The organism is Vibrio sp. 10N.247.311.14 (assembly GCF_041467715.1).
GTDB classification, from domain to species: domain Bacteria; phylum Pseudomonadota; class Gammaproteobacteria; order Enterobacterales; family Vibrionaceae; genus Vibrio; species Vibrio crassostreae_C.
This window is the reverse complement of sequence record NZ_JBFSVE010000098.1, coordinates 1-5,016: the sequence shown is the minus strand read 5'-3', so window position 1 is coordinate 5,016 and position 5,016 is coordinate 1. Positions and strand designations below refer to the sequence as shown.

The window sequence follows — 5,016 nt, the reverse complement described above, 5'->3', positions numbered from 1 at the left end:
GGGTATGAACTCGCTAAGTCTCTTGATTAACCAGACTTGTGATCAAGAGACAGGCTTTAATAAGCAGCCTTTGATTCTATTTACTCGCGATTACCTATCAGTAATCACTAGTAGTTTGGCTTAGTCATCGCCGCGCCAGCTTTGTTCGACGCTGCCTGACTGCCTGCACCTTTCGATACAAAACGTTCAGTGCGGAACGGAGCTGCAATCACTTCAATCTCTTTGATCTCTTGAGGACCAGGAGCTTTAGTCATTGGTGAACCGGCTTGCTTCTTAGCAACAGCTGCCTTTAGTGCCGCTTTAGGAGCTTCTGCTTTAACAACAGGTGCTTCTTCAACTTTTGCACTTTCAGCTTTAGGCGCTTCAGCTTCAACAACTGGTGTTGCTTCTGCTTGCACAGCTTCTGCTACAACAGGCGCTTCAACTTTCGTCGCTTCTGCAATCACTGGAGCTTCAACTTTCGCGGTTTCAACAACCACTGGTGCTTCTTCAACGACTGCAGGAGCTTCAACTACAGCAGGAGTCTCAGCTACTTGAGCTTCAACAGCAGCATCTTCACGACGGATGATAACTTTACCCATTGCAAGCTCTGGACATGCGAAGCCGCCAGTCATTGCTACGTTGCTTTGTGGTGCCGTCTCTAGAGCAACATTCTGCTCTTGAACAGATGTTTGAGCTTCAGCTGCTACTTGAACTTCAGCCACTTCAGGCTTTGCCTGCTTGTGGTGAGGTTTTGGAATGAAGCGAGGCATCACTTTACCCATAGCCATCTCTGGAGAAGCTACACCACCTTTACGTAGGCGGAATGGGTTAGGGCGACGATCACGACCGCGACGACGACGTTGACCACTTGCACGTAGGTGACGTGGAGAACGACGGTTACGACGTTGTTTCGGCTCTTCCTGTTCAGTTTGCTCTGCATTCGCTTGAGTTGCTTCTACTTGTTCCGCAACTTTTTGCTCTTGAGCTACTGACTGTTCTTTTGAAACAGATAGTTCTTTAGCAGCAACCTGCTCTTTTGAAGCGTTATCTTCAGCTTGAGCTTGTTGGTCTTTAACACGAACTTGCTTGTTAAGTTTACGACGCTGACGACGCTCTTTAATCTTAGCTGCTTTCGCTTCAGGTTTAGCCTTAGGCGCTTCCGGTTTACCAGCTTGTGCTTCTGCTGCTAGCTGTAGACCTTCTTCTGCTAATTTAGATGGTGCTTGCTCTTCGCGTTGCTTCTGCTCATCACGTGGCTTGTTGCGACGGTCTTGCTTAGGCTTGCGAGGCTGACGAGTTTGCTGTGGAGCTGCTTCTTTTTGCTCTTCAGGCTTCTCATCACGAGCTGGCTTACGGCGGCGTTTGTTGTCACGGTTTTCGTTACGATTGTCACCACGTTCACCACGGTCGTTACGCTGTTCGCCACGCTCACCACGTTGGTTACGACGACGGTTATCGTTACGATCACGGCGTTGACGGTTGCCGTTGTTACGATTGTTTTTAGGTTTTTCTTCTTCTTTCTTCTCTTCTTCTTTTTTCTCTTCTTGAGTTGAAGAGCCAAATAAGAAGCTACCGATAGCTTTGAAGAAACGACCAATTAGGCCTGGTTCTTGAGTCGCTGCTGGTTCAGCTTTCTTCTCTTCTACAGCTTTAGGTGCTGGAGCAGGAGTTGGTGCTGATTGAGCAGGAGCTGCGAAGCCTTTCAGAGCAGGTTCTTCGATCTTCTTAGGACGAATAGTCTGTTCAGCAGGCTCTTTGCTTTCCGCTTCTTTTAGAGCTTCTAGCTTGTTAGGCAGCAAGTAAGATAGTAGATCGAACTCTTCACCTTCACGAACACGGATAACCTCAAAATGCGGCGTTTCCATGTCTGAGTTAGGAACAACAGTGATCTTAACTTCTTGGTTCTTCTCGATGTGGTTTACTGAGCGACGTTTTTCGTTCAGAAGGTAAGAAGCGATTGGAACAGGCACAACAGCAAGTACTTGTGCTGTGTTGTCTTTTAGAGCTTCTTCTTCAATCAAACGTAGAACAGAAAGTGCTAGAGATTCGTTATCACGAACAACACCAGTACCTGTACAACGAGGACAAATGTGGTGGCTTGCTTCTGCTAGTGATGGGCTCAAACGTTGACGAGACATCTCTAGAAGACCAAAGCGAGAAATACGACCAATCTGAACACGTGCGCGATCTAAACGAACGGCATCACGTAGACGGCTTTCTACTTCGCGTTGGTGGCGAACCGGGGTCATATCGATAAAGTCGATTACAACAAGACCACCTAGGTCACGTAGACGTAATTGACGTGCAATTTCATCGGCAGCTTCTAGGTTAGTGTTAAGTGCTGTTTCTTCAATATCGCCGCCCTTTGTTGCACGAGCAGAGTTGATATCGATAGAAGTCAGTGCTTCTGTTGGGTCGATTACGATAGAACCACCAGATGGAAGACGAACTTCACGTTGGAAAGCAGATTCGATCTGGCTTTCAATCTGGTAATGGCTGAATAGTGGCACTTCACCATCGTATTTCTTAACGCGATTCATGAAATCTGGGCGTATTAATTGAATGTGCGCTTGAGCACGTTCAAAAATAGTATTGCTGTCGATTAGAATCTCGCCAATATCACGACGTAGGTAGTCACGAATTGCGCGAACAATAACGTTACTCTCTTGGTGAATTAGGAAAGGAGCTGCATTTGAATCAGAAGCTTGCTTGATAGCGCCCCAATGGTTCAATAGAACATTCAGGTCCCACTCTAGCTCTTCTGCGCTTTTGCCAACACCCGCTGTACGCACGATTAAGCCCATACCTTGAGGAAGCTCAAGAGTGCTTAATGCTGCTTTCAGTTGAGTGCGTTCATCACCTTCGATACGACGAGAAATACCGCCAGCACGAGGGTTATTAGGCATAAGAACTAAGTAACTACCAGCCAAAGAGATGAAAGTTGTCAGTGCAGCACCTTTGCTACCACGTTCTTCTTTCTCTACTTGTACGATTACTTCTTGGCCTTCTCTTAGCACTTCTTTAATGCTAGGACGGCCTTGGTATGTATAACCTTCAGGGAAGTATTCGCGGGCAATTTCTTTAAGAGGGAGGAAACCGTGACGTTCTGCGCCGTAATCAACGAATGCCGCTTCTAGGCTTGGTTCAATACGGGTAATACGTCCTTTGTAGATATTCGCTTTCTTTGACTCGTGACCTGGACTTTCGATATCTAGATCGAACAGTCGTTGGCCATCAACCAAAGCGACACGCAACTCTTCTTTTTGAGTTGCGTTAATTAACATTCTTTTCATTTAGAAGTTCTCATTGTCTTTTCTTATTTTCATCATTGTTCTTATCGCTTTATTTCGTTTCTCATGGTGCCAGATCCCATGGCTTTATCGGTGCAGCCTCCCGGCTGGAGAGGGATGCTCTGGGGCACGTCAGTCATCATAGGGAGTTAGCCTATGATCCGCGATGTGGCGGTGAATACTCAACATGAGTGTACGTGAGTAGAGCGATAAGGAACTCAGTTGACCGTGTCTTACGCCGATTGCAGCACTGTCTAATCTGAGTTATCTACTCATTTACTTGCTTATGAATGGTTAGCTGTTTAAATAATAGTCAAACCACTGATAGCAGCTGTGAACTATAGCAGCGGTCGGTAAACACAGCAATCTGCTTTGTCGGAATGCTGTAAAAAAAACAGTTTTTGTTTGGGTTTTGATAGCTCTAACTCACTGTCTATAAATAATTTATCAATTGATATTTTAATTTGCAGGAATCTTGGTGCTTTTTTGTTCGAAGAATCAAAGAAATATAGAACTTCGGCGACCATTTTGGGATAGATCGGTAAGGATTAGGGATAAATAAGTTCGGAATAGGGCTAAGAAAATCCCAATTATCAAAAGTGACAGTGATACAATAGCGCAATGAGCGAAATTAGAACCCAAGTCCAATTCGTCGACATTGACGAAGATATGGCTGGTCAGCGTATTGATAACTTCTTACGCAACCAATTAAAAAACATCCCGAAAAGCATGATTTACCGAATCGTGCGTAAAGGCGAAGTCCGCGTAAATAAAAAACGCATTAAGGCTGAGTACAAACTAAAAGCTGGCGATTTAGTTCGTATCCCTCCGGTTACTATTGAAGAGAAAACAGAAGAGAACGTGCCGAGCACGAAACTCAACAAGGTTTCAGAATTAGAACAGTGCATCATTTATGAAGATGATCACATGCTAATTCTTAACAAACCGTCTGGCACTGCTGTTCATGGTGGTAGCGGATTAAAATTTGGCGCGATTGAAGCATTACGTGCTCTTCGCCCTGATGCTCGTTTTCTTGAATTAGTGCACCGTATCGATAGAGATACGTCTGGCATTTTGCTTGTTGCTAAGAAGCGCTCGGCGCTAAGACACCTTCAAGCACAGTTCCGTGAAAAAACGGTTCAAAAATACTACTTCGCTTTAGTTATGGGCGAATGGAAGAACAGCTGCAAAGTCGTCAACGCACCTTTGTTGAAAAATGAAGTGAACAGCATTGTTCGAGTTAACCCGAATGGTAAAGCTTCTGAAACCCGTTTTAAGGTTTTAGAAAAATTCCAAGAGGCGACGTTGATTCAAGCAAGCCCAATTACAGGCCGAACACACCAAATTCGTGTGCACGCTCAGTATACTGGTCACCCAATTGCTTGGGATGATCGCTACGGTGATCGTCGTTTTGACGCTTACACGGGTAAGGTTGGTCTTGATCGTCTGTTCCTACATGCAGCAAACATCAAGTTCACACACCCAGGTAGTGAAGAGAAGATGGATATCTCGGCGCCAATGGAAAGAAGGCTAGAGAAAGCCCTAACTGGTTTACGTAAGCTTTAAGAAGATACGAGATACGAGATACGAGATACGAGATACGAGATACGAGATACGAAGGTATAGAGTGCCTCTAAATTTGTTCTTCAGTATCCATAAATGAGAAAGGTTGACGAATATCGTCAACCTTTTTTGTTTGTGCGCCGAGCATGGCGTTGATCTAGGAGGTGAAAGTCCTCTACGG

Annotated in this window: 2 protein-coding genes; one reads left to right on the top strand and one right to left on the bottom strand. The window is 45.2% G+C overall.

Annotated features, from left to right (window positions below; all coding sequences use genetic code 11):
- Window positions 1–107: 107 nt before the first annotated feature.
- A complete protein-coding gene (gene rne, locus AB6F11_RS21420) occupies window positions 108–3,275 on the bottom strand; it encodes a ribonuclease E (protein ID WP_104216247.1) in 3,168 nt (1,055 codons plus the stop codon).
- Between the two features lie 618 nt (window positions 3,276–3,893).
- On the opposite strand from rne, the gene rluC reads away from it, so the two are divergent.
- Window positions 3,894–4,838, top strand: coding sequence for a 23S rRNA pseudouridine(955/2504/2580) synthase RluC (rluC, locus tag AB6F11_RS21415; protein ID WP_017054981.1), 945 nt, complete (start codon window positions 3,894–3,896; stop codon window positions 4,836–4,838).
- Window positions 4,839–5,016 lie beyond the last annotated feature (178 nt).

What these genes read in the sequence shown, in the direction of transcription:
- rne (WP_104216247.1), bottom strand. Translation starts at nt 3,275, where the DNA reads ATGAAAAGAATGTTAATTAACGCAACTCAAAAAGAAGAGTTGCGTGTC.
- rluC (WP_017054981.1), top strand. Translation starts at nt 3,894, where the DNA reads ATGAGCGAAATTAGAACCCAAGTCCAATTCGTCGACATTGACGAAGAT.